The sequence below is a fragment of the Microbacterium sp. CIAB417 genome, assembly GCF_022788845.1.
Window position 1 is genome coordinate 1 of the sequence record NZ_JAHZUT010000038.1, and the last position, 630, is coordinate 630.

A 630-nucleotide genomic window follows, 5' to 3' on the forward strand; every position below is an offset into this window, starting at 1 on the left:
CCGGCCGGGACCTCGGGCAGCGACGGCTGACTCCAGCTCGACGGCTCCGGAGCCAGGTTATGAGCCTGGATCCGCACCGTGTACGACGACCCGTTCTCCAACCCCGTCCACGTATAACTGTTCCCCGTGATGTTGGTCTTCTGACCCGACCCCACACCACCCACCAGCTCCAACGTGTAATACTCCACCGGCGACCCCGGAGTCGTCGGAGTCGTCCACGCGATCTTCAACTCCTTGTCCCCGAACGTCAACGTCGGAGCCGCCGGAGTATCCGGACGCGCATCCGGACGCGCCTCCGCCGACGACGCCGACGGATCCGACTCCCCCACCCGATTCGTCGCCGTCACCTGGAACAGATACTTCACATTGTTCGTCAGACCATCCAACGTGCACGTCGTCGACGTGCACTGCTTCTCATACGCCGCACCCTGCACCGACCGCACCGTATACCCGGAGATCTCCGCCCCATTGTTCGCCGGCGGCGACCACGACAACACCACCGTCCGATCCTGCACACTCGACACCGTCGGACGACCCGGAGCATCCGGCTTCCCCTGAACCGTCAGAACAATCTGACCATCCACCTCACGATCCGGATCCTCCGTCACATCCCCGATCCGATACCGCACG

The 630-nt window shown here is 64.0% G+C and carries 1 protein-coding gene; it reads right to left on the reverse strand.

Translation table 11 applies throughout. The annotated features are described in order from the left end of the window. The coding region (locus KYX17_RS31620) for a fibronectin type III domain-containing protein (RefSeq protein WP_243233727.1) at positions 1-500 on the reverse strand (500 nt) is incomplete at its 3' end. Positions 501-630: the final 130 nt, after the last annotated feature.